The organism is Peribacillus sp. NPDC058075, assembly GCF_042885195.1.
Taxonomy (GTDB): domain Bacteria; phylum Bacillota; class Bacilli; order Bacillales; family DSM-1321; genus Peribacillus.
The window spans coordinates 2,288,389-2,311,748 of sequence record NZ_JBHVSL010000001.1 but is presented as its reverse complement, the minus strand read 5'-3'; the positions used below and the strand labels follow the sequence as shown (position 1 = coordinate 2,311,748).

Below are 23,360 nucleotides of genomic sequence, written 5' to 3'. Positions count from 1 at the left end.
GTTGCCTGGCAGCACACCACACAGGAAGCCCTTCTTAAAAAGAGAGGGGCTTTTCCTCGTTCAGGAATAAAATAATCGTGTACATACTTTGTCCTAAATGAATGCTTGGAAATTAGCGGAAGAAGTGAAAGGGAAAAATAAATAATTTGGCTCAGGAGGCAAAAGAGGAATCTGATATATACTCGCATTTTCCAGGAAACATGCCTCTGACGGCTTCTAGCTGCAGAGGCAAATGCTTATCACCCCATTATAAGATTCTTATCCGAATAATAAAAATATGATAATTTGATTGCCTAATACAGACAATTATATTCATTCTGCATGAAAGGGAATTTTACTGAAATAAGAGTCCTATGAAGCAAATCGTTCCAAAAAAATCCACTCGATGAAATAAGTAATCCAGGGAAAACGGATATGATTTTTTTATAGGCTGACACAAATTTATATTTTGCAAAGACATTTCAGAACAATACTAAAAAGCACAAACCATGATGGCTTATACCTAATATGTATCAGTCAATAAAGAGAAGTAATTTTCCGTAAAGAAACTCTAAATGGATATTAATCGTATAATTTAATGGCTTGAACCACTTTTCCTAAAATTCGAACTCTATCATTTTTGATGTTATAGGTTTTTTCTTCATAAAAAGGATCTGTGCTGCAGGGAGAGAGTGTGATGTTTTCTTCATCGATATTCACTTTTTTGACCGTAGCATCGTGACCATTTACCAAGACAACTCCAATTTTTCCTTTATCGACGTAGGTTGTTTTTTCAACGAGAATCAATGAACCGTCACTGAATTCTTTGTTCATGCTATTGCCACTCACTCTCAGGAAAAAATATTCTTTATTCGTTTTTAACATCGAATTTAATGTCGGCATATAGGCTTCTATATATTCATTGGTAAAATTGGGATCTCCAGCAGGAATATTGCCATAGACTCCAATTAATCTTACATTCTTTTCATTAAGAAATTCCATTCCAGGAGCATTTCTGAAGATGGGTGCTCCTTCAATGAGGTGGGATAGCGGTATTTCAAAGCATGCGGACATCATGCTCAATTTATCCATTAAAGGTTTATTCCGTCCGGATTCCCATGCTGATACTGCAGTTGGCGCCACTTTTAATATATTTGCCAAATCTTCTTGTGTCATTTTTCTTTCTTTTCTTAACATTTTAATCCGTTCACCAATGTGCATATTTCTTCACCTCTTACTAGAATATACACCATGAGTGAAAGTGAGTAAACTTAAAGTGCGTGAATTTTGCGAAAAATTGTTGGTAACTATACTTCAAGTGTGATATCATTTTTTTAGATAGGTGGTGACAAGATATGACAAACGTTAAGTTCACACTTAAACAAGCGAGGAAGTATAAAGGTTTGACACAAGAAGAAATGGCTAAAGTGCTGAAAATGGCCAAAAGGACTTACATTGACTATGAGCAATATAAGATTCCTTTGCGAATCGATAAGGCTTATTTGTTTGCTGAATGTGTAGGGTTCTCGATCGACGACATCATTTTTTTTGATCCCCACCTACACTTCAAATGTAGTTAAAGGATCAAGACCATCAACCATTTCTTCACCAAAGTAACCATTCCTGGAGCAAGATTTAAGAAATGATCGAAAGAAAAAAAGAGGAAAGGGAAATCAGATAAACATATTGTACAATCGGAAGAACAGCATGGCCCTGAAATTATTCATCCAGTTCTCATTTGTGAAATAGGCGTATGTGGGGTTGAGGGAAGGCTTTAAGGAGTTAAAAGTCCAAATAGACGATTGATACTGAGATCCCTATGAATGACAGGCAATTGCTGTGAAAGAATTTTTTTCAACAATTTACTTAATGTCTAGGATGGACTTCAAAACACCATGAATAGGAGTAATTGGAACTTGGCAAATTCGAAGAATAATATATGGGTGATCATAAAAAAGTCAAGCCCTATATCCTTTACAGGAGAAGGGCTTATTCTCTTTTTTGTGAACTTACGGCAGTCGATATATGGATGTACTTTATAAGGATCATTTCATAAATGGAAAATGACTGTATACATAAACGAATCAAACCATCATACTATATCTCCATCTATTATGAATTCTTCTAGTTTTTTTCTCCCATCTTTATGAAAATAGCAGGTAATGGTATGCAAAAGTACAAATATATACTAATGAAGGCTATGAAAGGCCTGGAAGGAGGGCGTTGATAACAGGATGAGTTCGAAGAAATTCCACTTGATATTGGAGGAGATAACCATTGAAAAGGAATGTAATCAATTATGTCGTTTTTCTTGTCCTCATTCTAACCATATTAATTATGGTTAAGCCAGACATTTCCTCAGCAGGAAAATTAAAGCCTCCTTCCGAAACGTTCAGTCCAGGAGATTGGTTTCTTGGAAGTATTCCTCCCAATCTTGATACAAAGAAACCACCGATCGTGTTTGTTCAAGGGAAAAACGGCAGTTCAACCAGCTGGTACGGTGAAACGGATTATCATGGTGTCAATGATATGTATACCAAAGCGTATGAAGCAGGCTACCAAACTGTTTTTGTTCAGCTTCATGATTCAGCTGGAAATGGATCAGTGAGCCAATATGCTAATGGAAGGCTTTTAGCTCAAATGCTTGCAGAAATCAGTAACCATTTCGGGGGCGAAAAAGTAAATATTATAGCTCACAGCAAAGGGGGCCCAGATACCCAAGCGGCTCTAGTGCACTATGGAGCACACCAATATGTTGGAAGGGTGATCACTTTAGCTTCCCCTCATCATGGTTCTCACCTAGCCGATTTGGCTTATAGCTGGTATGCGGGCTGGCTTGGTTCCCTATTAGGTCAAAAAGATGAGGGAACTTATTCTTTACAAGTTGGTAAAATGGCGGAATTTCGTTCTGTCACGGATAACCATGTTAATTCTCGTAAAAACATGTATTTCACTGTGGCAGGCATGAACAGAGGCCCGGTTCTATCAGCCTTATCTATGGGTGGACAATATTTATCTTCATATGGGGAAAATGATGGTCTAGTGAATGTATGGAGTACAAAAATACCCTATGCAACACATTTATTTTCAGATCCCAACTTTGATCACGACAATATACGAGTTGGCTCAGCCGTATTTTCAAGAATTGAACCATATTTAAGAAGCACTTCCGCCGCTGGAATCCCTGAATATAATGTCAATTATAAAGAACGGGTTGAAGATGATGTCATTACAACCGCACTCGCTCAAACCGTTTTGGGTGATGTCCTGAAACAAAATGTCTGGATCGAACGAAGCTTCCATGTAAATGAAGCAGCCCCAGGCAATATAAACATATATACAGCCTCAAATGATGTCGAGGTTGAATTGATTTCTCCATCCAATAAAAAGTATTCACCTTCCTTAAAGGCGCATTCAGCCAAAAATGAAACTTCCTTTTTTAATGGTGCAACGATCCACTCGTTCAATAGAAACAACCTTGAAATGGGTGATTGGAAAGTGCGAATGAAGACTAAATCGTCAAAAGACGCCTACCTGCTCACGGCACAATTTAACGAAAAGAATCCCATTACATTAAGTATGGCAGGTAAAGTTAAGCAAAAAGATGCAAAATTTTTAATAAAGAACCCAATGATTGATAAAAAAAGGCCAATCAGCACAACATTTTCGGTTCATCTAATAGATGAAACCGGTAATGAAATTCGTGAAAAAAGCTCAATTAAGGCAATGGATACTGAAAATTTTACCGGCACCCTTCCAGAAGTACCTAAGTCAGGGGTTTATAACGTAACAATAGATGTCAAGGAAAAAAATGTGTATGGCACTGAAAGAACCCGGACGCTGATTCGTTCGGTCTATATTGAGAAATAGTGAAATCCTTTCTTTTCTTAAGGCTGTTTTCGCATACTTTGTTGCTATTTACTGCGATTTACCAAGTAGTGCGGGGTGGTTGATTTCCCCTCCAGATGCTCGTTTTCCGCGGGGCGGGCGGTGAGCCTCCTCGGCGTAAACGCCTGTGGGGTCTCACCTGTCCCGCTGCTCCCGCAGGAGTCTCGCACTTCCGCTCCAATCAACCTTAAATCGTTTTGTTTTAAAAACAACAATCTTTACGAAAAGAGCCTTTCTTAAAAAGGGTATCAGACTATAGACATATTCTAAGTTTCTTTTATTTTAAAAAAAGATTCAGTCGATTGCAGAAAATCCGCTTTCTTTTCGCCGATGGTCTGCCAAGCATGCTCGGCTAAAAGGATAACTTACTTTTCCCGACAAATTGATCCCCTCTCTTAATTAAGGAGGGGTTTTTTGGATGTGTGTAATGGGATGTAACATGGGTGTTAGTGGCAGCGAGAGACAACCTGTATAGGTTTAATCCGTCTTTTTATAGGATTCTCTATAAGACAAAATACCAGTTTTGAGTGCAGCATAATTGCCTATGCTTGCATAGCCATAAAACCAGCCCATGAAAATTCCTGAAACGAAGTGATGACGATGACTGATGAAAATGGAAATGAACAAGCCAAGGGCCAAAGCGATGGCAGGGATGAATTTTGGATGAATATGAAACATGACCTTAATAAGTTGAGTAAGAATCATGATGGTAGGAATGGCTATCACTGCATCCCAAAAGTTTGTATGGATGGTCGGGAAGTCCATGATTTCACCACCTTAAATTGAAGTTTTCAAAATTATTTTTTGTTTTTCATCAATTTTTTATACACTGATTAAAATTTAAAATGAATTATTAAAAGTTTTAGACAAGTTTTGAAGATTTCCAGTGTTCAATTTAAAAAGCCGTCAATCCGTTTGAATATATGGATTGGCGGCTTTTCCTTGTTGGTGGGGAAATGGATAAATAGTACGCGGAGCGAACTATTCGAGGTAAGTAATCTAAAAATTAGCCAGATCATCGGAACCTTTTGTACAGGACAAGCTGTAACCTTTTTCATAGATGAGAATACGATAAGAATGAAGATAAACAGTGAAAAATGAAGTAATGCCTATTAGTGGGAGGTTCTAATGAGCAAAGAAACATTTATTAAGGAAATTGCTCCCTATGCCCAGAAAATTCAACAGGAATTTAAAATATTACCTTCGGTTGTCATAGCACAAGCTTGTTTGGAGAGTGGATATGGGACAAGTTTATTAGCAAGCAAAGGTAAAAATATATTCGGTACAAAAGGTGACTTCAAGGGTGAGTCTGTCATTATTCAGACAATGGAATATGTCAATGGTGTGCCTGTTCAAGTATGGAACAAATTCAGAAAATATCCATCTTGGGAAGAAAGTCTTCGAGATCTTGCCACTTTATATGTAAAGGGGACTTCGTGGAATAGAAGTCTTTATACAGCTGTCATTGGAGAAAAAGATTACAGAAAAGCACTTAAAGCAATATTCGATGCGGGGTACGCATCGGATCCCCAATATATTGAAAAACTGGTGAACCTTATCGAAACAAGCAATTTAACAAAATATGATGCAAGCATTGAAGAGGTTTATCATATTGTCCAAAAAGGGGATACCGTCTCTGCGCTTGCAAAAGCATACGGTTCTACACAAGTGCAGATTCAACAGTGGAATGGCTTGGTCGACCTTAACCTCATAAAGGTGAACCAAAGATTAAGAGTGAAGTGAATTTTAACTGGGAGCGGTAATTGAAGCTCTCTTTTTTATTGTAATCAGATTGTTTCCAAAGTAAATATTAGGCCATCGTATAACTTCCATCCGTAAAAAAGGATGTTTAAATTCCCAAGAAAATCTGATTCTATTAATAAATATATCAATATCCACTCTTCCATATGCATATTGAGAGAATTCAGGACATAGATTAAACAAACAAAAAAAGCGCCGTTAGCGCTTTTAGTGTATTTGTCTATATAAGCCTATTACTTTTCCAAGGATCGAAACATCTCGTAAAATAATTGGTTCCATATTTGAGTTCTCAGGCTGAAGCCTTATGTAATCCGGTTCCTTAAAGAATCGTTTTACAGTGGCTTCATCATCTTCCGTCATGGCCACGACGATATCTCCATTATTGGCATTGCTTTGTTGTTTCACGATGACATAATCCCCATCATGAATTCCTGCTTCGATCATACTTTCACCCATGATTTCCAGCATGAATACATGGTCATCATGTGGAACCATGCTTTCGGGAAGCGGAAAGTATTCTTCTATGTTCTCAATGGCCGTTATCGGCATACCCGCTGTTACTTTTCCAAGTAACGGCACGTTCACGACATTGACTTTGGGAATATTGTTCGCTTCCTCCAAATTCATTATTTCAATGGCCCTTGGCTTGGTAGGGTCACGTCTAATCAGGCCTTTGCTTTCCAGACGTGATAAATGTCCGTGTACTGTTGAACTTGAAGCAAGTCCCACTGCTTCGCCAATCTCCCGTACGGAAGGTGGATACCCTTTTTGGCGGACCTCTTCTTTAATGAAATCAAGAATATCTTGCTGCCGTTTTGATAGTTTAGTCATTTGTGCACCTCTTCCCCAATGTTCTTTGCTACATTATAGCATGGCCCCCAACTCTATACAAACATAAGTTCGAATTTTGTTGTTGACTGAAACAAACGTTCGTATTATAATTTGGACATAACATACGAACGAACATTCGCTTTGGAGGGATATTGATGAAAAATTTATACAAAAATTATATTTATACGATTCTATTAGCGGGATCAGTATTCATCTTTTCAATTTTATTCTCTTGTACATTGAACAATGATCCAAAAAAGGATTTCCTTTCTATAGAAGTAAGTGAAGGTGATACCCTATGGGGAATTGCCGAAGAATATGAAGAAGCAAATTTGACAAAAAAAGAATTCATTGGTTGGATAGAAGAGCATAATGGAGTCAGGGCGGATACAATTAAACCTGGTCAAGTCATCGTCATACCGGTTAAAGGGGAAGAGCTTGTCCAGAATTTGGCCAGTGAGCAGTAAGTAGTGAAGGTAGGGTATTATGAAGGCGGTAATCTATTGTAGGGTCAGCACAGAAAAAGAGTCACAGGAAACATCATTGGCAAGGCAGGAAGATGAGTTAGTCAAATTGGCAGAAAAGATGGACATTGAAGTCATTTCCATAATAAAAGAACAGGCAAGCGGTTATGAGTTGAATCGGGATGGCATTTTTGAAATGCTCGAACTATTTAAAACTAAAGAAGCTGATGTACTATTCATCCAGGATGAAACAAGGCTGGGAAGAGGGAATGCCAAAATAGCCCTTTTCCATGTCATCCTTAAAGAAGATGTGAAGATTTATACGCTCTCACATGACGGGGAGCTTGAGTTATCGGATTCGGATGCCATGGTCATCCAGATAGTCGGTATTGTAGAAGAATACCAAAGGAAACTACATAATCTTAAAATAAAGCGCGGGATGATAAGAGCCGTTGAAAAAGGGTACCGTCCTCAAAAAAACCTTCAGAATCAAAGGAATTCCACTGGAAGGGAACGTATGGAAATTCCTATTGAAGAAATTATTAAACTTCGGGCCAATGGATTGACATTTGCAGAAATCGCAGCCACTTTAAGGGGCTTTGGATACAATGTTTCCAAGGCTACTGTGAACAGGCGTTTTCTCGAACATCAACTGAATAAAAAGGAAAGTCAATCTTAGAACTTGTAATTTCGCTTTTTTTTTAATACCATGACAATATCCGGAGATTATGAAGGAGCGTAATTATGTTATCAAAAGAAAAATTAACCCGTATTAATGAACTTTCTAAAAAGGCAAGGACTGAAGGTTTGACGGAAGTTGAGGCGAAAGAGCAAACCCAATTGAGAAGTGAGTATTTGGAAACATTCAGAAAGTCCATGACCGATACGTTGGAGCATGTGAAAGTCGTTGATCCAGAAGGTAATGACGTCACTCCTCAAAAGATAAAAAATATAAAAGAAAAAAAAAGAAACTTACATTAATGCTTGAATTCCTCTCATGGAACGAGGATCCTCTTAGCATTTAGGAGTAAAAAGAGAGTGCATGCATGTATGTATTCTCCTATTTAGTTTAATCTAAATAGGGGATTCTCTTATTTCTAGAAAATTTTAATATTGAGGCAGTAAATAGTGATTTTAGTTGTGATATTATGCTTGTCACTATAATATAAAGAGGTACATTACAGGAAGGGATGTTTTTACAATATGTTAGATAAATTAGATGCACTTTCAATCAATACGATTCGTACATTATCAATTGATGCAATTGAAAAGGCTAATTCCGGCCATCCGGGTATGCCAATGGGTGCAGCGCCGATGGCGTATAAACTATGGACCGAATATATGAATCATAACCCGAAAAATCCAGATTGGTTTAATAGAGATCGCTTTGTTCTTTCAGCTGGACATGGTTCTATGCTGTTATACAGCCTTCTTCATTTATCAGGCTATGGCTTATCTATCGATGATTTGAAAAGCTTCCGTCAATGGGGCAGTAAAACTCCAGGACATCCTGAATTCGGACATACGGCTGGTGTAGACGCAACTACCGGGCCGCTTGGACAAGGTATTGCAATGGCAGTCGGAATGGCAATGGCTGAACGTCACTTGGCAGAAAGCTATAACCGCGATTCTTATAATGTTGTCGATCATTATACATATGGCATTTGTGGAGATGGAGATTTAATGGAAGGTGTTTCTGCAGAAGCGGCTTCATTAGCTGGACATCTACAACTCGGAAGACTTGTTGTTTTATATGATTCTAATGATATTTCCCTTGACGGCGACTTAAGTCAATCATTTAGTGAAAGCGTAGCAGACCGGTTCAAATCTTATGGATGGCAATATATCCGCGTTGAGGATGGAAATGATCTTCAGGAAATTGCTAAAGCGATTGAAGAAGCGAAAACCGACGATGCACGTCCAACATTAATCGAAGTGAAAACGGTTATTGGATACGGTTCACCAAACCGTTCAGGTAAATCCGCTGTTCACGGCGCTCCGCTTGGTGCAGATGAGCTTAAATTGACAAAGGATGCATATAAATGGACATTCGAAGAGGACTTCCATGTTCCGGAAGAAGTGTATTCACACTTCAATGAAGCTGTTGTTGATGCAGGCGCTCAAAAAGAAGAAGCTTGGAATGAATTGTTCAAAAATTACAAAGAAGCACATCCTGAGTTAGCACAGCAATTGGAGCTGGCCATCAAAGGAGAACTGCCTGCTGATTGGGATCAGGAAATTCCGGTCTATGAAGAAGGTAAAACATTAGCTTCCCGTGCTTCAAGTGGAGAAGTGTTAAATGCAATTGCCAAACGGGTCCCTAGCTTCATAGGGGGTTCTGCGGATTTAGCCGGATCTAATAATACTGCCATCAAAGGTGAGACTGATCTATTACCTGGTAATTACAGCGGCCGTAATATATGGTTTGGTGTACGTGAATTCGCAATGGGTGCGGCTTTAAATGGAATGGCACTTCATGGTGGATTAAAAGTATACGGAGGAACATTCTTCGTATTCTCTGATTATCTACGTCCTGCCATAAGAATGGCAGCACTAATGGGACTGCCTGTAAACTATGTATTCACTCATGACAGCATTGCTGTAGGAGAAGACGGACCGACTCATGAGCCAATCGAACAATTGGCATCATTGCGTGCAATGCCTAACTTAGGGGTAATCCGTCCAGCTGATGGCAATGAAACGGCAGCAGCCTGGAAAGTGGCTATGGAGTCTACAAATAAACCAACGGCCCTTGTATTGACTCGTCAAGGATTGCCAACAATTAAAGACACTTCCGAAACTGCGTATGAAGGTGTTTCAAAAGGTGCTTACATCATCTCTGCTTCTAAGAAAGAAGTAGCCGATGCATTACTTCTTGCGACTGGTTCTGAAGTGAACTTGGCTGTGGAAGCACAGAAAGCTTTAGCGAACGAAGGAATTGATGTTTCTGTTATCAGCATGCCATCATGGGATCGATTTGAAACTCAATCTAAAGAATATAAACAAAGCGTAATCAATCCGGCAGTGAAGAAACGTCTAGCTATCGAAGTGGCTTCACCGTTTGGTTGGGATCGTTATGCAGGTGATGAGGGTGAAATATTGGCCATCAATCATTTCGGCGCTTCTGCACCAGGCGGTAAAATCATGGAGGAATTCGGTTTCACTGTAGAGAATGTAGTTGCTCGTGTTAAGGAAATGCTTAACTAATCGTAATGGAAAACTGACACCAACTAGTTTGGTGTCAGTTTTTTTATCAAAAACAATCCTGATTTATATTGCCTTTTCTAAATGGAAATCTTCCATTCGACAAAAAAAGAAGAAAATTTCTCCAGCAAACAACATATCTTTTTAGTTTGTCAATATATAATGAGAATAAATAAATTTCGTTTAAATGTGTCAGTTAAAGGGGAAAGTTATCAATAGTGGAAAATAGTGGAGAGGGTCCTGGTGGTAAGTCCAAAATAGGAAAGCTAGGAGGCATTGGCTGATGAGAACCTATCAAATTTATTTAATCGAAGATGAATTTGCCCATCATTATTATGGAAGAGAAAAGCTATTTTTCAATTTGTTTTTGGAGTATATTCAAGCAAAGGGCAGACTGAAGAGTATTTTGCAAAAACAAATCGAATATGTCACCAAAACAGTCCCGATTATCCAGTTGCAGGTAGCTATTGAACAACGTTTGCAAAAAAAGATGAATTATGGGAATCAAAATGGAAAATACTATTTAGAAAAAACAAACGGATCGAGTAAAGCCGTTTTAATCATTCAGCAAGATTCCATTACTCTAAAAGCTGAAGGAGACTATGAAGCGGAGACGGCTTTCTTTGAAAGTATTCGAAAATATGAAGCGAGTTTTCTGGCCATTGATTTTGAACATGAAAAATACGGTTGGTTAAAACCGATAAAAGAAAGAAAATTTGTCTAAATGGGGGACTTTTCAGTAGCGGGTATTGTATAATAACCTTTGGTCTAGTACACTGATGTTAGACAACACGAAGGAGGAAATAGTATGTGGGTTTACATTCTAGTTGGCGTACTGGCATTGATTGCTGGAGTAGTGCTGGGATTTTTCATCGCTCGTAAATACATGATGGATTACTTAAAGAAAAATCCGCCAATTAACGAACAGATGCTGAAAATGATGATGATGCAAATGGGTATGAAACCATCCCAAAAGAAGATTAATCAAATGATGAGCGCCATGAATAAACAACAAACAAAATAAGATAGCAATTATAAGATAAGCAAATCATAACTACCGTGAAGAGTAAATCTTTCATCATAAATTTTCATTATTTTTGCTTTATCTTTCATTACTAATCCGAAACTTCTTTCTCTGGTGGAAACTAGATCAGAGAGAGGGGTTTTTTGTGTTGGTAGGGGATAAGCAAGAGCGCAATCATGGGGCTTAAAGGTTTCATTTATAGGGATTCTAGTACATGTGTCTTTCAAGATACTACATAGGATTTATCAAATTCAGAAACTTACTATCATTCATGTTTGGTTTCTGAATTTGAGTGCCTGGCCATTCAATTTTCTAAATAATACTTACGGCTTTAACGCCACTTTAATGCATCCGTCTGTCCTTGTATCAAATACTTGGTAACCTTGTTTAGCTTGATCCAATGGTAGTATGTGGGTAACGACATCGCCAGGATCAACTTTTCCTTCAGATATTAGATTATAGTGATATGCCATATAAGGGATAACGGGAGCTTGCCCGGTCTTGATATCCACGTTTCTTTGATTATATCTCCTAGCGGAAAGCCATTATAACGCCCTCCGTAAGCACCAGTTATTTGAATGGTTCCTGCTTTACGGACCGCTTGGGAGGCATTACCCATGGCACCGCCATGAAGCTTAAGCCCCGTTGTCATTTTACCGCTCATGCCTGAACAATCAATTCCGATATCGGCTCCGCCTTTAATTCTTTCTTTGAGATAATTCCCTGCGTTTTCATATTGTTCGAAATTTACAATTTCGACTTTATTTGCCCGTTTTGCATGTTCCAGACGCTAGTTGAGATGATCGACGGCAATGACTCTTTTCGCTCCTTTGAACCAAGCGAATTTTTGTACGAGTAATCCAACGGGATCGCAGCCTAAGATGATTTCAGTATCACCTGGTTTTACTCCTGCATGGTCAACGCTCCAAAATGCGGTTGAAGCTGCATCGGCGAGTAATATCAATTTTTCATCTTCAATCTCACAGTCTTCTGGAATCTTAAAAGGAGTGAAATTCCATAAGTAATCCGTATGTAGGCATATGTTCAGCACCTTGGGGATCTAAAAAGTCCATTTCCATGAAAGCTTACCTCATTGTTTAAAGTTTGTTCGGGCACCATCGTAAAAAGTCTTTAGTCCATTAGTGGCTACTATGGATTGCTGTACGTCTTTTTCCATTAATGCTTTCAAATCATTATCAAAACAACATATTGTCTTAAAATTTTTTATTTCATGCGTCTCCATAGTCTCGTGAAATGCGAGTTTTTCATTTTCCATTCACTCACCTCCTAAGTCTAGGTAACAAAAGTAATTTTCCCTATTCAGCAATCAGGTATACAGGGGACTACATGTTGCTTTCCAAATGGTTTTAACCTTCGAAAAAAATGAAAAGAAATGAATAAGAGCTTTTGAACAACGAAAGATAAGTAAGTGATTGTTACTGAAAGGAGAGGTGCTTCTAGTGGAAAAGTTGGGACTGCATGAAACGTTAGAACTGCATGAAATATTGAACTTCAAAAGCCTTTGTCTATCAAAAGCTTCTACAATGAATGGGTTGGTCCAAGATACGGAATTAAAAAACATTCTTTTACAAGACATGAGCAACGGAAGAGAGCATATTCAAAAATTACAGGAAATCCTGGTAAACCAAGGGGAGGGAGGACAATGACTGATTTTTGCAAAATATGGCAAGTGTGGGTGGTATGACCGATCAAGTGATTGCTACTGACTTTCTGAATTCTGCCAAATCAGGAATAAGAAATACGGCTTTCGCCATAACAGAAACAGCTTCTCCTGAATTGAGGGCTGTATTACGGGAACAGCTGAGGTCAGCTGTAGAAACACATGGGTTAATAAGTGATTACATGGTTTCAAAAGGTTATTATCATCCTCTGGATATAAGTGAGCAATCGAAAGTGAATCTGAAAGCAGCTAATACGGCCTTGAATCTCTCTCAACGATGATATTATCGGTTTGCAAAATTAGATGAATGAAATTCCCTCAATCGTTTGTGTATAGGAGGGAATTTCATTGCAATCATAAAGTAATCAACAAAGTGGAGGACTCTGTTGAGTTTTTTGAGTTGACTTTATCAACTGTAAACATTAAAATTACAGTAATCTCCTTGAGGAGGATGCGAAAAGTGAATAGTGATTTTACAATAGCTGTGCATAGTTTGGTCTATTTAGCTTATCTACCAGATCATATGGCAAGCAGTGAGTCCATCGCAGAAAACGTTTGTACAAACTCGGCAAGGATTCGGAAAATGATGAGCTGCTTAAGAAAAAAGGGATTTGTTAAAACGAAAGAAGGTGTGGGCGGAGGCTATATTCTAGACTGTAATCCTGAAGAGGTAAGTTTGGCAGATATTTATATAACGGTCTCACATGGAACCTTGAAACCGAAATGGTGTACAGGTGATCCGGAGAAAAAATGTGTCATATCTTCCAATACCCAGGTAGTCATGGATCAAATATTCGATGAAGCAGAATTGTATTTTGAAAAATATTTGGAAGATATAACTCTCAGCACCTTTTTGGAAAAAATTAAACAATGTCCGTGATATTGATTTAGTTTTTTCTTTACACAAAATGTATATTTTATTAATACAGTTAATAACTATAGTTTTAATATTAAATGAACATAAACGGGGTGTTAAGGAAATGGTTGAAAACAATCTGTTCAAAAATGGCGATTGGGTACAAGGAAAATCAAGAGATGGAGAACTTATCCATGGCTTCGTTGAAAATGTGAGCGATAATCGTGAAATTATTAAAGTGAACGTGGTGGAAAGTGATAATGAAAAAGCGGTTGGGAAATCGATTTGGATTCCAAGAAAATGGACTGAAAAACTGCCGGATCTAGAAATCAGTAACGAAACTCATCTTTTGGCCTTAATTGATTTGGCTTTACTTTCTAAAGATGAAACATGGTTTATGGAGTTATCCGGTAAATTGGAATCCATCAAAATCCATCCGAAAATGAATGCGAGGAAATCTGAGGTTTTTATCCCGGGAAATAGAATCGCAAAACTTGATTTTAAATAGAAGGTGAGTAAAGACCATAAATATTTCGGATAATATAAGGAGGAAATGATCATGACAATAGAACATGTTACAGATGATAATTTTGCTAGTGAAATCAAGGAAGGTTTGGTATTGGTTGATTTTTGGGCACCGTGGTGCGGTCCGTGCAAAATGATTGCCCCTGTTCTTAATGAAATCGATGAGGAAATGGGTGATCAGGTTAAGATCGTAAAACTTAATGTGGATGAAAATTCAAATACAACAAGCGAATATGGAGTGATGGGAATTCCAGCACTTATTTTATTCAAAGATGGAGAAAAGGTAGATCAAGCTATTGGTTTCCAGCCCAAAGAAGCCATTTCGGCCTTAATCACAAAGTATGCATGATATTTAAATGAGTTTGCGGATTTCGATTTATTATACAAACCTGAGGGTTACAAAATGGAGGATTACTAAATGAATTCTAATTATACACCATTATTTGAATCGTTCAATTTAGGAAAAGGAACAGAATTGAAAAATCGATTGGTGATGGCGCCCATGACAAATTTCTCTTCAAATCCTGACGGAACTGTCACCGACGCAGAGGTTAATTATTATGAACGTCGGTCAAGCGGGGTCGGCATGGTTATAACGGCTTGTACTTACGTGACGGCAAATGGAAAAGGTTTTCATGGGGAATTTGGCGGAGATCAGGATGAATTGATACCTAGTCTAAGTCGTTTGGCATCAGCGATTAAAGCGAAAGGGGCAAAGGCAATTCTCCAGATTTTTCATGGCGGCCGAGAGGTTCCGCCGGAATTAGTTAATGGCGATGTTGTCAGTGCGAGCAATATCCCGTCAGAAGGCGAAGGGAAAGCAGTTCCGCGCCAACTTTCTGAAAAGGAAATAGAATCGATCATTCTCGATTTTGGTGAAACCACCCGACGTGCCATTGAAGCTGGATTTGACGGTGTAGAAATTCACGGTGCTAATGGTTACTTGCTTCAGCAATTCTTTTCGCCTCATTCAAACCGTCGTGAAGACAAGTGGGGCGGTTCCCTTGAAAAGCGCCTGACCTTTCCATTAGCGGTTGTGGATGAAGTGAAAAAGGCTGTTGCTGAACATGCCAAGGAGCCGTTCATCGTAGGATATCGTTTTTCACCGGAGGAGCCGGAAACACCAGGAATCACCATGGATGATACACTAGCATTAATTGATGGTCTTGTAACAAAGGATTTGGATTATCTTCATGTTTCACTAATGGATTTCTGGTCAAAAGCAAGACGGGGAGCTGACGTTGACCGACCTCGAATGGAAATTATTAAAGAACGTATCGGAGAGCAAGTTCCCTTAATTGGTGTTGGTTCCATCTATACAGCGGATGATGCGATCAAGGCACTGCAATCCGGGATTCCATTAATCGCATTAGGGCGTGAAATCATAATCGATCCTGAATGGGTACAAAAAGTGGAACAAGGCAGGGAAGCAGAAATCGTGACAAAAATTAACAAAGATAAACAGCTGCAACTTGATATTCCAGATCCATTATGGCAAGCGATCATCCACACTCCAGGATGGTTTCCAGGGGTCGAATAAAGTAAAAAATGCATGATGGTTTTCAAATAACCCCGGTTAAGGAACACATATAAAGTGTTCCTTAACCGGGGTTTTTATGTTAATGGAAGTGGCATGATTCTATTTCTAAGCTTTTTGGAAAATAAAACAGGAGAAAGATTAAGGATTTTCATTGACCAACAATTAAGTCTCGACGGCAGATACATTCGGAAATTTTGGTTAGGAAAGGGGCTTTCTTTACGGAACGCGTGAAAAAGGTTAGGAAGGACGTTAGGTAACGCCAAAAGAGCAATCATGAATTAAAGGCTGCTTTCTGATGTTACCTTCTTTTTAACAGAATTGCTAATATCAAAGATATTTGCAGAGAAATGATAAGTAAAAGAGACAATATAAAATGTTCATCTAAAGATGCATCATAGCTAAGGATAAAAAATAAGATCACTGATATTATTAGAATGCAAATGAAATTAATAATGACTTGCCTCATGGCCCCCCCATTCTAACAACAGATCAATAAGTCAGCGTCAATGCATATGACCTTGTATCTGTAGCTGTTGTTGGTGTAATAGATAAACCGGCCGGATAAACTGACACAGAAGGCGTACCAGCAATTCTTCTATGACCATACGTTATTTTAATGTTTATTTTACCATTTTTGGATGTGGGAACATATACATATTGTCCATTATACCCTTTATGCTTGGTTTTACTAGTAGAAGCCCTAATATCATATGAACCAGCCACACCAGCACTTGGTTCCCAATTACTTGGAGAATACTTGATTGCATAATCAATCCAACGTCCATTTCCTTGTTGATCTTGAGAATATCTATGCTGGTGTTGTTTTACTTTCCCTCCGCTAGTTGGCAGGTACAGTCCTGAACTTGAAGGGAAACCAATCGTCATTTTATCAACTAATGTATATGAAGGTGTTTTTAGCCATTGAAAGTTACCGTATATATAAAATTTATCTTCTTTTGAACGATCACTTTTTACTTTATATACAGTTCCCCCCATATTTAAAGTTGTTGCAGCAAATGATGCAAAAGTGCTGATTTGCCCTGGTTTAGTAACTTCTGAATCAAATATAGCCATAAATTCCGATCCAGAATCTATAACTTTAGCCTCCTCTTCAATTAATCGTCTTGAAACTTCAACAGGTAAATCTCGGATTCTTCTTGAGTATTGCCGACTTCATTTACAAGATAATCCAAATCTTCTGGTGTCAGTCTTTCTTCGCTAACGTTTGTACTATTTTCCTCGGCAAATCCTGTTGCAGCAAGACTAAAAGAAATAAAAATACTGTCACACAAAAGATAAAAACCTCATTTATTTTGCCCCCTTTTTCATTGATCTTTTTATTACAGTATTTTTCTGTCTTCAAGTGTTAAGGAATATTCATCGAAGTAAGGTTTATGAGAGAGTACATGATTATGTCATCACTCGGGGTACTAGAGTCAAAATATCTATCGTTTGTATACTGAAAGCCATAGGAGTGAATTGAATTACCATTTCTATTATCTTCAGGATGGGATAGGAGCACTTTAACGGTCTCTGAGGGAATATAAATAACTTAGTTCTATAAAATTAGCGTTTCTTTTGATTCATTGAGGACACACAAAAAACATGAGGTTATGATCATTCTCATTATTACTACTCTATTATTCCTGATTATGAGTCTTAGTTTTTAGACATGATATTTCAAATTAGGAACATATTGTTTTCCGTCCAAAATTTTCTTTTGGAGGAACAGAAAGAATAGGATTCGATGGTACTCTATAATTTAATGGCATTTTTCCAACTCATTTGTGAAAATTACTGTGCAGCAGTGATATCACGGGTAGTTTGCATTTCAATATTGAAACCATCTTATTTAAAGATGGGACAACTTATGTTCCTATTTCCTCAACACTATAATCGAAATATCCATTTCTCGAGTTTTAAGCTTTGATAACCAATATAAAGATTTCTGATCAAAAAAAACACGGAGTGGATTAAACCAACTCCGTGTTATCCGTAATGTATAGATTTAGCAAACCCAAGCGATTTCCTTAAAATAGAAAGGAATCAAGTGAGTATGGGCCAGCTCCTGTTAAAGCAACGCCAATCGCCACTGCAAGAATGGCAAGATTATATTCATAACCGTTTTGAGTTGCCCAGTAGCCATTAGCTCCATGGACTTTAACGATCGCAACGAGCATTGTAAGTGCAATTAATATACCTGCAAGGGGTGTAAAGAGTCCTAAAGCAAATAAAGCTCCGCCAATAAGCTCTGAAAGACCAGCAAATAGGGCCATGGTAACTCCTGGCTTCATGCCAATCGAATCAAACCAGCCTCCCGTACCTTTCAAGCCATGGCCGCCAAACCATCCAAATAATTTTTGAGCCCCATGACCAACAAACGATAACCCGATTACTACACGTATAACTAATAAACCTATACCAATCATTTATGATTCCTCCTGGAATTTTATTTTGAATTTAGATATCTTTAATTCGAGATTCATGCCAAAAAAACAAGAGGTTTTATCTCGAATTAATTTATCTTTAATTAAAGATAATATAATTTTAGTGATTTGTCAAACATAATTTTATCTCTTAAGGCGTATTTCAATAGGGAGGGTTTAGAAAACAGGTGAGATTCAGCATGAGTTTCACAGTCGCAATTACTCTAAATTACTCAAATTAACAAGATCTGTATATGAAATTCAATTTCACTTATATTGAAGGAGTCGACCTGGAATTAAGGAATCGTTTAGGAACAGGCAGTTCATTTAAATAATGAACATTTGCAGTATGATTGGTGTCCCTTTTATTGGGATATCAATCGTATTCAATTTAAGTTTTCCTTTTTCAACGGTGTAATTATCATGGGGCTGCAATACGCCATTTATGAATAAATTCATATAGGATACCTTTGATCGATCCAGTATTACCTGATTTTCTATGTCAGTTATTCCGTCTTTTTCTTCATAGATCCGTTGGCAGCCATTTGCAATGGCGTAAAATTCATAAGAAATGATTCTTTTGGGGATTCTTGTGCGAACTTCGTTGGGAGAGCACATAGGGAAAAACAACAAAGGTCTCGGGATTTCAGTATCCTCTTTGAATCGGCAATATTTATTGTCCATTTCTAAAAACTCTCCCCTATTCTTATCTCCTATACATTTTATAAAAAGTACAGATTATCGTGAGGAGCATTTTTGGAAATTGTCTATACAATTCCTTTCGCAAAGTCATAGCATGGAGAGAAGAGAGGTAAATATTTTGCCGTTAAAAATAATGAAGTTAGCGATTGCGGCTACCTCGGTGATCAATGTGAATCCATTGGTCACCCGATTATTTTATGAGGCGACTGCCACATCGACTGGTCCAACCACGCTTTCAATTGATCCAGCAAGCTTTTCTCGGATACTGGTGATCCTGCAACTGTACTGCCTGCATTAAGTGCTGAAAACAGTTCGTATGAGGTGTTTATTAATGGGGTGCTGCAAATGGAGGATTTAACAGCATACACACCAGGTGCCACTGGGGTAGGAAGTCTTGTAATCACTGTTCCGGACGGTTCTTCCATCTTAGCTGGATCTCCTATTGTTCTTGTTGTGACAAACTTTGCACCGACATCCGATGTTGATATAGCAACGTGATTTCTATGCATTACTTTAAATGAAAAAACAGGAAAACAGGCAGTGCCCAAAGCGCTTGCCTGTTTTTTTATATAGCAAAAGTCATGCCTATGTATTCTAATTGAGAAAGAATATATAAAGGGGAGATTGACAGCATAAATAAATCATATAATTACATATGTGGTTATCAATGGGGGAGGTACTGGGTTAAAAATTTGTACCGGTATTATAAAAAAGTTCATTATATTTATTTAATAATTGATCAAGTTGCTGGCTGTATTCAACGGCAACATGTGAGTTCAAACCATCTTTAGCGACAATCTTGATAAGTTCATTTCTCTTCAATTCAATCTGTTCGAGAAATTCATTCTTTTTAGCCATTATATTTCCTTTCTGGCCCCAACATTTTTTTATGGTACCCTTAATTTATGTGTTCGTTGTAAAATCTGTATGAATATAACAATTATATCGGCTTGGACTAATGAATTCAAATAAGTTATCTTATGGAACATTAAACCTTCGCCCCATTCCGTTTTAGTAATTGGCTGTCATGAAATATTCAAAGTTCCATAAATGTATTTTTTTATCTTATTTGTTACAATGTTTATAGGTTGACATACATAGGAGTGAGCTTATTTGAATGATATTAATATGTTTTTAGCTTTTGGTGCGGGATTCCTGAGTTTTATTTCGCCATGCTGCTTACCGCTATATCCGGCCTTTTTATCTTATATCACTGGTATGAGTGTTGGTGAAATCAAATCCGATAACGCCATGCTCCAAAGAAGAAGCATGCTGCATACTTTATTCTTCCTGCTTGGGTTTTCTCTGGTTTTTATTGCAATAGGTTTTAGCACATCATACCTAGGTTCTTTCTTCTCGGATTACAAAGAATTAATTCGTCAGATTGGCGCCATCCTGATTATCATTTTTGGTTTATTCATTGTAGGAATCTTTCAGCCGAAATCTTTGATGAAAGACAGCCGCTTTGAATTCAAGAACCGACCTAGCGGATATATAGGTTCCATTCTTATCGGACTTGCCTTTGCGGCTGGATGGACCCCTTGTGCTGGTCCTCTATTAGGCGCTGTCATTTCACTGGGTGCAACTAATCCTAGTGCAGCCATGAGCTATATGACTGCCTATATTTTAGGATTTGCTATACCGTTTTTCATATTATCCTTCTTTGTCGGAAAATTGAAATGGATCAAAAAGTACAGCCAATACATCATGAAGGCTGGCGGATATTTAATGATTGTAATGGGTGTGATTTTGTTTTTTGATTGGATGACCAAAATAATTGCAGTCCTGTCTAGACTATTCGGTGGCTTCACGGGTTTTTAGTCCATAATAAGTTATTTTTTCAATATTCTAGTTGATTGCCTACTATTAGGTCTGAGGGTGTCAATTTCGTTGATTTTGGATCGAAGGTCAGTCACTAAGTTGTCGGTATATCAAAATTAAATCCTGACCAAAGAAATTAATAAGGAATTTCAGGCCGGATGGACAGCATAAATATGAAATAGGGTTATCGAAGTCTATAGAGGCTGGGGTGCAAGATTTTTCTTCAAGCCTTTTAATGAGGACGGGGCAGTGGAAGCATCAATAGGGAGCTTAATTAATAACACCACCTTGTTTATCTCAAATAGGTAATATATACTTTGTTTATAAATTGAAGTCATATATAATTTTTAATGGTACTTACCTATTTTTAGTTAAAAGGGATGGTTAAGAGATGATATATTTATCAACAGGTATAGCGATTGTGATGGCTATAGGTGTTTTTATATTACGGATGAAGGAAACGAAAAAACCGGTGAATGAAAAAAAAATCATCTTACCGCCGCTGTTTATGAGTACGGGTGCTTTAATGTTTATTTTCCCGATGTTCCGTGTGACTCGATACGAATTGCTGGAGGCTATTGTTGCAGGGATGCTATTTTCCATCTTATTGATTAAAACATCTAAATTTGAAGTAAGAGATGAAAAAATTTATATTCTGCGCTCTAAGGCGTTCATATTTATATTGATTGGTCTCATGGTAATTCGACTGGTGGCAAAACTGATGCTTGGAAGCACGATTGAAATAGGTGTGTTGAGCGGTATGTTTTTCTTACTAGCTTTTGCGATGATCGTTCCGTGGAGAATTGCCATGCTATACCAATATAAAAAAGTTAAAGCAGCCAGTTTCGGCGGAAGCAGTATGGTGTGATAATCTAAAAAACCCGAGTCGACATTCATGAGACTCGGGTTTTTTATTTGCTTGGGGAATTACAGCGCCTTCCGCGAACATTTTAACTTTCCTAATAACAGGTGATGATGCGTTAATCGATTGGGGAACGTTTTTAGTATTGGGCATTTTCCTCGGTGCTTTCATTGCTGCCAAGGGGAGCGGGGAATTCCGTTGGCGTTTGCCAGATATGAGGACGTTACGTAACAATGCAATTGGCGGTGTTACCATGGGATTCGGTGCAAGTGTTGCCGGGGGATGCACAATCGGAAATGGTCTGGTGAACTCGGCACTATTTGCTTGGCAGGGTTGGATCGCGATTGTCTTTTTCCTGCTGGGTACATGGGTAGCAACTTATTTCACGATTATCCGTAAGCAAAAACAAACAGCCGCTGCACCCAAAGCGGCTTAAGATACGAGTCAAAAACTTTTTAATCAAGGAGTGGAATATAAATGGCAAAGGTATTGGAAACGACTGGGATGGTATGTCCATTCCCTTTAGTGGAAGCAAAAGAAGCGATAGTGGACATGGCAAAAGGAGAGGAATTGATCATTAATTTCAATTGCACACAAGCAACGGAGAGCATTCCGCGTTGGGCTGCTACTGAAGGTCATGAAATCACGGAGTTTGAGCAAATCGATGACGCTAAATGGCGTATAATCGTGAAAAAGGGAAAGTAAATTGATACGAAGAAAACGTGCTCGGGTTTCCTTTGCATGTTTTTTCATTTTTTTAAGCTGAATGATTGGCTCTGAAAGCTTCTAGTGATAACATATCTTTAACCACTTTATTAAGGAGATGTTGATAATGGTAGACGAGGTCATTTTAAACGATGTTCCACTGCATGTTACTGATTTTGTTTCTGAAACTGTAAAGGATTCCGAAGGTAAGGAAAGCAGAAAAGTCAGTTTTAATTTCAAGGTTACACATAGTGAATATCATGATATTACAACACTGCTTTATCAAATGGTATTTGATTTAAAGATTCCGCAGTCAAACGAGGAGTTTCGTGCAGAGATCTTTAACTATGCAACTTCGGTCACGAATCTATATGAAGAAAATGCGGTGGGGGATTTTTCGCTTGTCTTGCTGGAAGTGAACGGTCAGGATTGATTGCATTGCCAGTCTTGTAAAGATATGGGTTACTGTCTATAATGATAGTGACGATCATTCTATACATAAGAGGTGGTACTTTGCTTAGCGGATGGTTTTTATGGTTTATTCTATTTTGGGTAGCCCTTTTAATTATATTGATGAGCATAGGTGGCTTTTTCATGTTTCGAAAGTTCCTGAAAAGATTTCCCAAAGAAGATGGGAAATCCGATATGGATTGGGAAGAATACTATTTGGAGCAAACAAAGCACTTATGGTCAAAGCAGCAAAAGGAATTATTAGAGGATTTAGTGAGCCCTGTGCCAGAACTTTTTCGTGACGTTGCACGTCATAAAATCGCAGGGAAAATCGGAGAGCTGGCGTTAAAGGAAAAAGCGGGCGATATTACGGAAGATTTAGTGATACGCGGCTATATCATAGCCACACCAAAACGTGACCATAAATTTTTACAAAAAAAATTAGCTGAAAGAAAGGTGAATATGGTTCCATATGAACACTTATTCAGCTAATGATGAAAAAAGCAGACTCTTTTGGAGTTTGCTTTTTTTATTCTGAATCTTTCAAAAGAAAGGTGCAGTGTGGTAAAAATTAGAACGTCTGTACCCAAACCATGCTATTCGTAAAATTTTTGATATAATAATAGTAAGTAAAAATTAGG

General features: G+C 38.0%; 30 protein-coding genes and 2 pseudogenes. 22 read left to right on the top strand and 10 right to left on the bottom strand.

All coding sequences use genetic code 11. The features are described 5' to 3' along the window. Nucleotides 1-561: 561 nt before the first annotated feature. Nucleotides 562-1,200: a LexA family protein gene (locus ACFVS1_RS11480; RefSeq protein ID WP_387547402.1), complete on the bottom strand. Its 639-nt coding sequence runs from the start codon at nt 1,198-1,200 to the stop codon at nt 562-564. A 134-nt stretch (nt 1,201-1,334) separates the two neighbouring features. On the opposite strand from ACFVS1_RS11480, the gene ACFVS1_RS11475 reads away from it, so the two are divergent. Both ACFVS1_RS11475 and ACFVS1_RS11470 read left to right on the top strand, forming a co-directional pair. Further along, complete coding sequence (locus ACFVS1_RS11475; RefSeq protein WP_101221641.1) at nt 1,335-1,559, top strand: helix-turn-helix transcriptional regulator; 225 nt, start codon at nt 1,335-1,337, stop codon at nt 1,557-1,559. A 757-nt stretch (nt 1,560-2,316) separates the two neighbouring features. Next, nucleotides 2,317-3,849: an esterase/lipase family protein gene (locus tag ACFVS1_RS11470; protein ID WP_387549314.1), complete on the top strand. Its 1,533-nt coding sequence runs from the start codon at nt 2,317-2,319 to the stop codon at nt 3,847-3,849. 495 nt (nt 3,850-4,344) lie between these two features. On the opposite strand, the gene ACFVS1_RS11465 is transcribed toward ACFVS1_RS11470, so the two are convergent. After that, a complete protein-coding gene (locus ACFVS1_RS11465; protein ID WP_387547400.1) occupies nt 4,345-4,632 on the bottom strand; it encodes a hypothetical protein in 288 nt (95 codons plus the stop codon). Nucleotides 4,633-4,995: 363 nt separating this feature from the next. On the opposite strand from ACFVS1_RS11465, the gene ACFVS1_RS11460 reads away from it, so the two are divergent. Then, nucleotides 4,996-5,610, top strand: coding sequence for a glucosaminidase domain-containing protein (locus ACFVS1_RS11460; RefSeq protein ID WP_352920899.1), 615 nt, complete (start codon nt 4,996-4,998; stop codon nt 5,608-5,610). Nucleotides 5,611-5,835: 225 nt separating this feature from the next. On the opposite strand, the gene lexA is transcribed toward ACFVS1_RS11460, so the two are convergent. Continuing rightward, complete coding sequence (gene lexA / locus ACFVS1_RS11455) at nt 5,836-6,459, bottom strand: transcriptional repressor LexA (protein WP_101221643.1); 624 nt, start codon at nt 6,457-6,459, stop codon at nt 5,836-5,838. 155 nt (nt 6,460-6,614) lie between these two features. On the opposite strand from lexA, the gene yneA reads away from it, so the two are divergent. The 6 genes from yneA (at nt 6,615) to ACFVS1_RS11425 (ending at nt 11,151) form a co-directional block, all read left to right on the top strand. After that, nucleotides 6,615-6,926 carry a cell division suppressor protein YneA gene (gene yneA, locus ACFVS1_RS11450; RefSeq protein WP_101221644.1) on the top strand — a complete coding sequence of 104 codons (312 nt, stop codon included), beginning with the start codon at nt 6,615-6,617 and terminating at the stop codon, nt 6,924-6,926. A 19-nt stretch (nt 6,927-6,945) separates the two neighbouring features. Further along, nucleotides 6,946-7,602: a YneB family resolvase-like protein gene (locus tag ACFVS1_RS11445; protein ID WP_352920897.1), complete on the top strand. Its 657-nt coding sequence runs from the start codon at nt 6,946-6,948 to the stop codon at nt 7,600-7,602. A 65-nt stretch (nt 7,603-7,667) separates the two neighbouring features. Further along, entirely contained in the window at nt 7,668-7,904 is a 237-nt protein-coding gene (locus ACFVS1_RS11440; RefSeq protein ID WP_387547394.1) for a DUF896 domain-containing protein, read from the top strand. Nucleotides 7,905-8,126: 222 nt separating this feature from the next. After that, the gene (gene tkt, locus ACFVS1_RS11435; protein WP_352920893.1) at nt 8,127-10,130 is read left to right on the top strand and encodes a transketolase; all 2,004 of its coding nucleotides are present in this window, start codon (nt 8,127-8,129) and stop codon (nt 10,128-10,130) included. Nucleotides 10,131-10,410: 280 nt separating this feature from the next. Then, complete coding sequence (gene sirA / locus ACFVS1_RS11430; RefSeq protein WP_352920891.1) at nt 10,411-10,851, top strand: sporulation inhibitor of replication protein SirA; 441 nt, start codon at nt 10,411-10,413, stop codon at nt 10,849-10,851. Between the two features lie 84 nt (nt 10,852-10,935). Continuing rightward, nucleotides 10,936-11,151 (top strand): YneF family protein, encoded by a 216-nt coding sequence (locus ACFVS1_RS11425; protein ID WP_034312934.1) that lies wholly within the window; start codon nt 10,936-10,938, stop codon nt 11,149-11,151. Between the two features lie 323 nt (nt 11,152-11,474). Here ACFVS1_RS11425 and ACFVS1_RS11420 read toward each other — a convergent pair. Then, nucleotides 11,475-12,166 (bottom strand): annotated as a pseudogene (locus ACFVS1_RS11420) (zinc-binding dehydrogenase); the annotation flags it as partial. A 75-nt stretch (nt 12,167-12,241) separates the two neighbouring features. Continuing rightward, complete coding sequence (locus ACFVS1_RS11415) at nt 12,242-12,427, bottom strand: spore coat protein (protein ID WP_387547389.1); 186 nt, start codon at nt 12,425-12,427, stop codon at nt 12,242-12,244. Between the two features lie 184 nt (nt 12,428-12,611). Between ACFVS1_RS11415 and ACFVS1_RS11410 the strand changes: the two genes are divergently transcribed. From ACFVS1_RS11410 to ACFVS1_RS11385, 6 genes are all read left to right on the top strand, one after another. Beyond that, on the top strand, nt 12,612-12,818 hold the full coding sequence (locus tag ACFVS1_RS11410) for a hypothetical protein (RefSeq protein ID WP_352924415.1): 207 nt from the start codon (nt 12,612-12,614) through the stop codon (nt 12,816-12,818). Nucleotides 12,819-12,834: 16 nt separating this feature from the next. Beyond that, nucleotides 12,835-13,113 carry a spore coat protein gene (locus ACFVS1_RS11405; protein WP_387549312.1) on the top strand — a complete coding sequence of 93 codons (279 nt, stop codon included), beginning with the start codon at nt 12,835-12,837 and terminating at the stop codon, nt 13,111-13,113. A 179-nt stretch (nt 13,114-13,292) separates the two neighbouring features. Continuing rightward, on the top strand, nt 13,293-13,712 hold the full coding sequence (locus ACFVS1_RS11400) for an RrF2 family transcriptional regulator (RefSeq protein ID WP_101221650.1): 420 nt from the start codon (nt 13,293-13,295) through the stop codon (nt 13,710-13,712). Nucleotides 13,713-13,812: 100 nt separating this feature from the next. Further along, nucleotides 13,813-14,196, top strand: coding sequence for an IDEAL domain-containing protein (locus ACFVS1_RS11395; protein ID WP_387547385.1), 384 nt, complete (start codon nt 13,813-13,815; stop codon nt 14,194-14,196). 51 nt (nt 14,197-14,247) lie between these two features. Continuing rightward, nucleotides 14,248-14,562, top strand: coding sequence for a thioredoxin (gene trxA, locus ACFVS1_RS11390; protein WP_387547382.1), 315 nt, complete (start codon nt 14,248-14,250; stop codon nt 14,560-14,562). A 69-nt stretch (nt 14,563-14,631) separates the two neighbouring features. Continuing rightward, nucleotides 14,632-15,753, top strand: a complete 1,122-nt coding sequence (locus ACFVS1_RS11385) for an NADH-dependent flavin oxidoreductase (protein ID WP_387547379.1) — start codon at nt 14,632-14,634, stop codon at nt 15,751-15,753. A gap of 489 nt (nt 15,754-16,242) precedes the next feature. Here ACFVS1_RS11385 and ACFVS1_RS11380 read toward each other — a convergent pair whose 3' ends face one another. The 4 genes from ACFVS1_RS11380 to ACFVS1_RS11365 form a co-directional block, all read right to left on the bottom strand. Further along, entirely contained in the window at nt 16,243-16,827 is a 585-nt protein-coding gene (locus ACFVS1_RS11380; protein WP_387547376.1) for a hypothetical protein, read from the bottom strand. Between the two features lie 41 nt (nt 16,828-16,868). Further along, complete coding sequence (locus tag ACFVS1_RS11375; protein ID WP_387547373.1) at nt 16,869-17,045, bottom strand: hypothetical protein; 177 nt, start codon at nt 17,043-17,045, stop codon at nt 16,869-16,871. A gap of 738 nt (nt 17,046-17,783) precedes the next feature. Then, nucleotides 17,784-18,182 carry a DoxX family protein gene (locus tag ACFVS1_RS11370; protein ID WP_241594264.1) on the bottom strand — a complete coding sequence of 133 codons (399 nt, stop codon included), beginning with the start codon at nt 18,180-18,182 and terminating at the stop codon, nt 17,784-17,786. Nucleotides 18,183-18,506: 324 nt separating this feature from the next. Beyond that, nucleotides 18,507-18,863, bottom strand: coding sequence for a DUF4183 domain-containing protein (locus ACFVS1_RS11365; protein WP_387547370.1), 357 nt, complete (start codon nt 18,861-18,863; stop codon nt 18,507-18,509). Nucleotides 18,864-19,166: 303 nt separating this feature from the next. Between ACFVS1_RS11365 and ACFVS1_RS11360 the strand changes: the two genes are divergently transcribed. Further along, nucleotides 19,167-19,379 (top strand): DUF4183 domain-containing protein, encoded by a 213-nt coding sequence (locus tag ACFVS1_RS11360; protein WP_387549310.1) that lies wholly within the window; start codon nt 19,167-19,169, stop codon nt 19,377-19,379. Nucleotides 19,380-19,565: 186 nt separating this feature from the next. On the opposite strand, the gene ACFVS1_RS11355 is transcribed toward ACFVS1_RS11360, so the two are convergent. Then, nucleotides 19,566-19,739, bottom strand: a complete 174-nt coding sequence (locus tag ACFVS1_RS11355) for a Spo0E family sporulation regulatory protein-aspartic acid phosphatase (protein ID WP_352924428.1) — start codon at nt 19,737-19,739, stop codon at nt 19,566-19,568. Nucleotides 19,740-19,994: 255 nt separating this feature from the next. Here ACFVS1_RS11355 and ACFVS1_RS11350 point away from each other — a divergent pair, with 255 nt between their 5' ends. The 6 genes and pseudogenes from ACFVS1_RS11350 (at nt 19,995) to ACFVS1_RS11325 (ending at nt 23,211) form a co-directional block, all read left to right on the top strand. Beyond that, entirely contained in the window at nt 19,995-20,702 is a 708-nt protein-coding gene (locus ACFVS1_RS11350; protein WP_352924429.1) for a cytochrome c biogenesis protein CcdA, read from the top strand. A 391-nt stretch (nt 20,703-21,093) separates the two neighbouring features. Beyond that, the gene (locus ACFVS1_RS11345) at nt 21,094-21,570 is read left to right on the top strand and encodes a CcdC family protein (protein WP_352924430.1); all 477 of its coding nucleotides are present in this window, start codon (nt 21,094-21,096) and stop codon (nt 21,568-21,570) included. Nucleotides 21,571-21,604: 34 nt separating this feature from the next. Then, nucleotides 21,605-22,000 (top strand): annotated as a pseudogene (locus tag ACFVS1_RS11340) (YeeE/YedE family protein); the annotation flags it as partial. Nucleotides 22,001-22,041: 41 nt separating this feature from the next. Beyond that, entirely contained in the window at nt 22,042-22,269 is a 228-nt protein-coding gene (locus tag ACFVS1_RS11335) for a sulfurtransferase TusA family protein (RefSeq protein WP_387547365.1), read from the top strand. Between the two features lie 127 nt (nt 22,270-22,396). Next, nucleotides 22,397-22,702, top strand: coding sequence for a DUF3219 family protein (locus ACFVS1_RS11330; RefSeq protein WP_352924433.1), 306 nt, complete (start codon nt 22,397-22,399; stop codon nt 22,700-22,702). Nucleotides 22,703-22,782: 80 nt separating this feature from the next. Then, a complete protein-coding gene (locus ACFVS1_RS11325; RefSeq protein ID WP_048685984.1) occupies nt 22,783-23,211 on the top strand; it encodes a DUF2621 domain-containing protein in 429 nt (142 codons plus the stop codon). Nucleotides 23,212-23,360 lie beyond the last annotated feature (149 nt).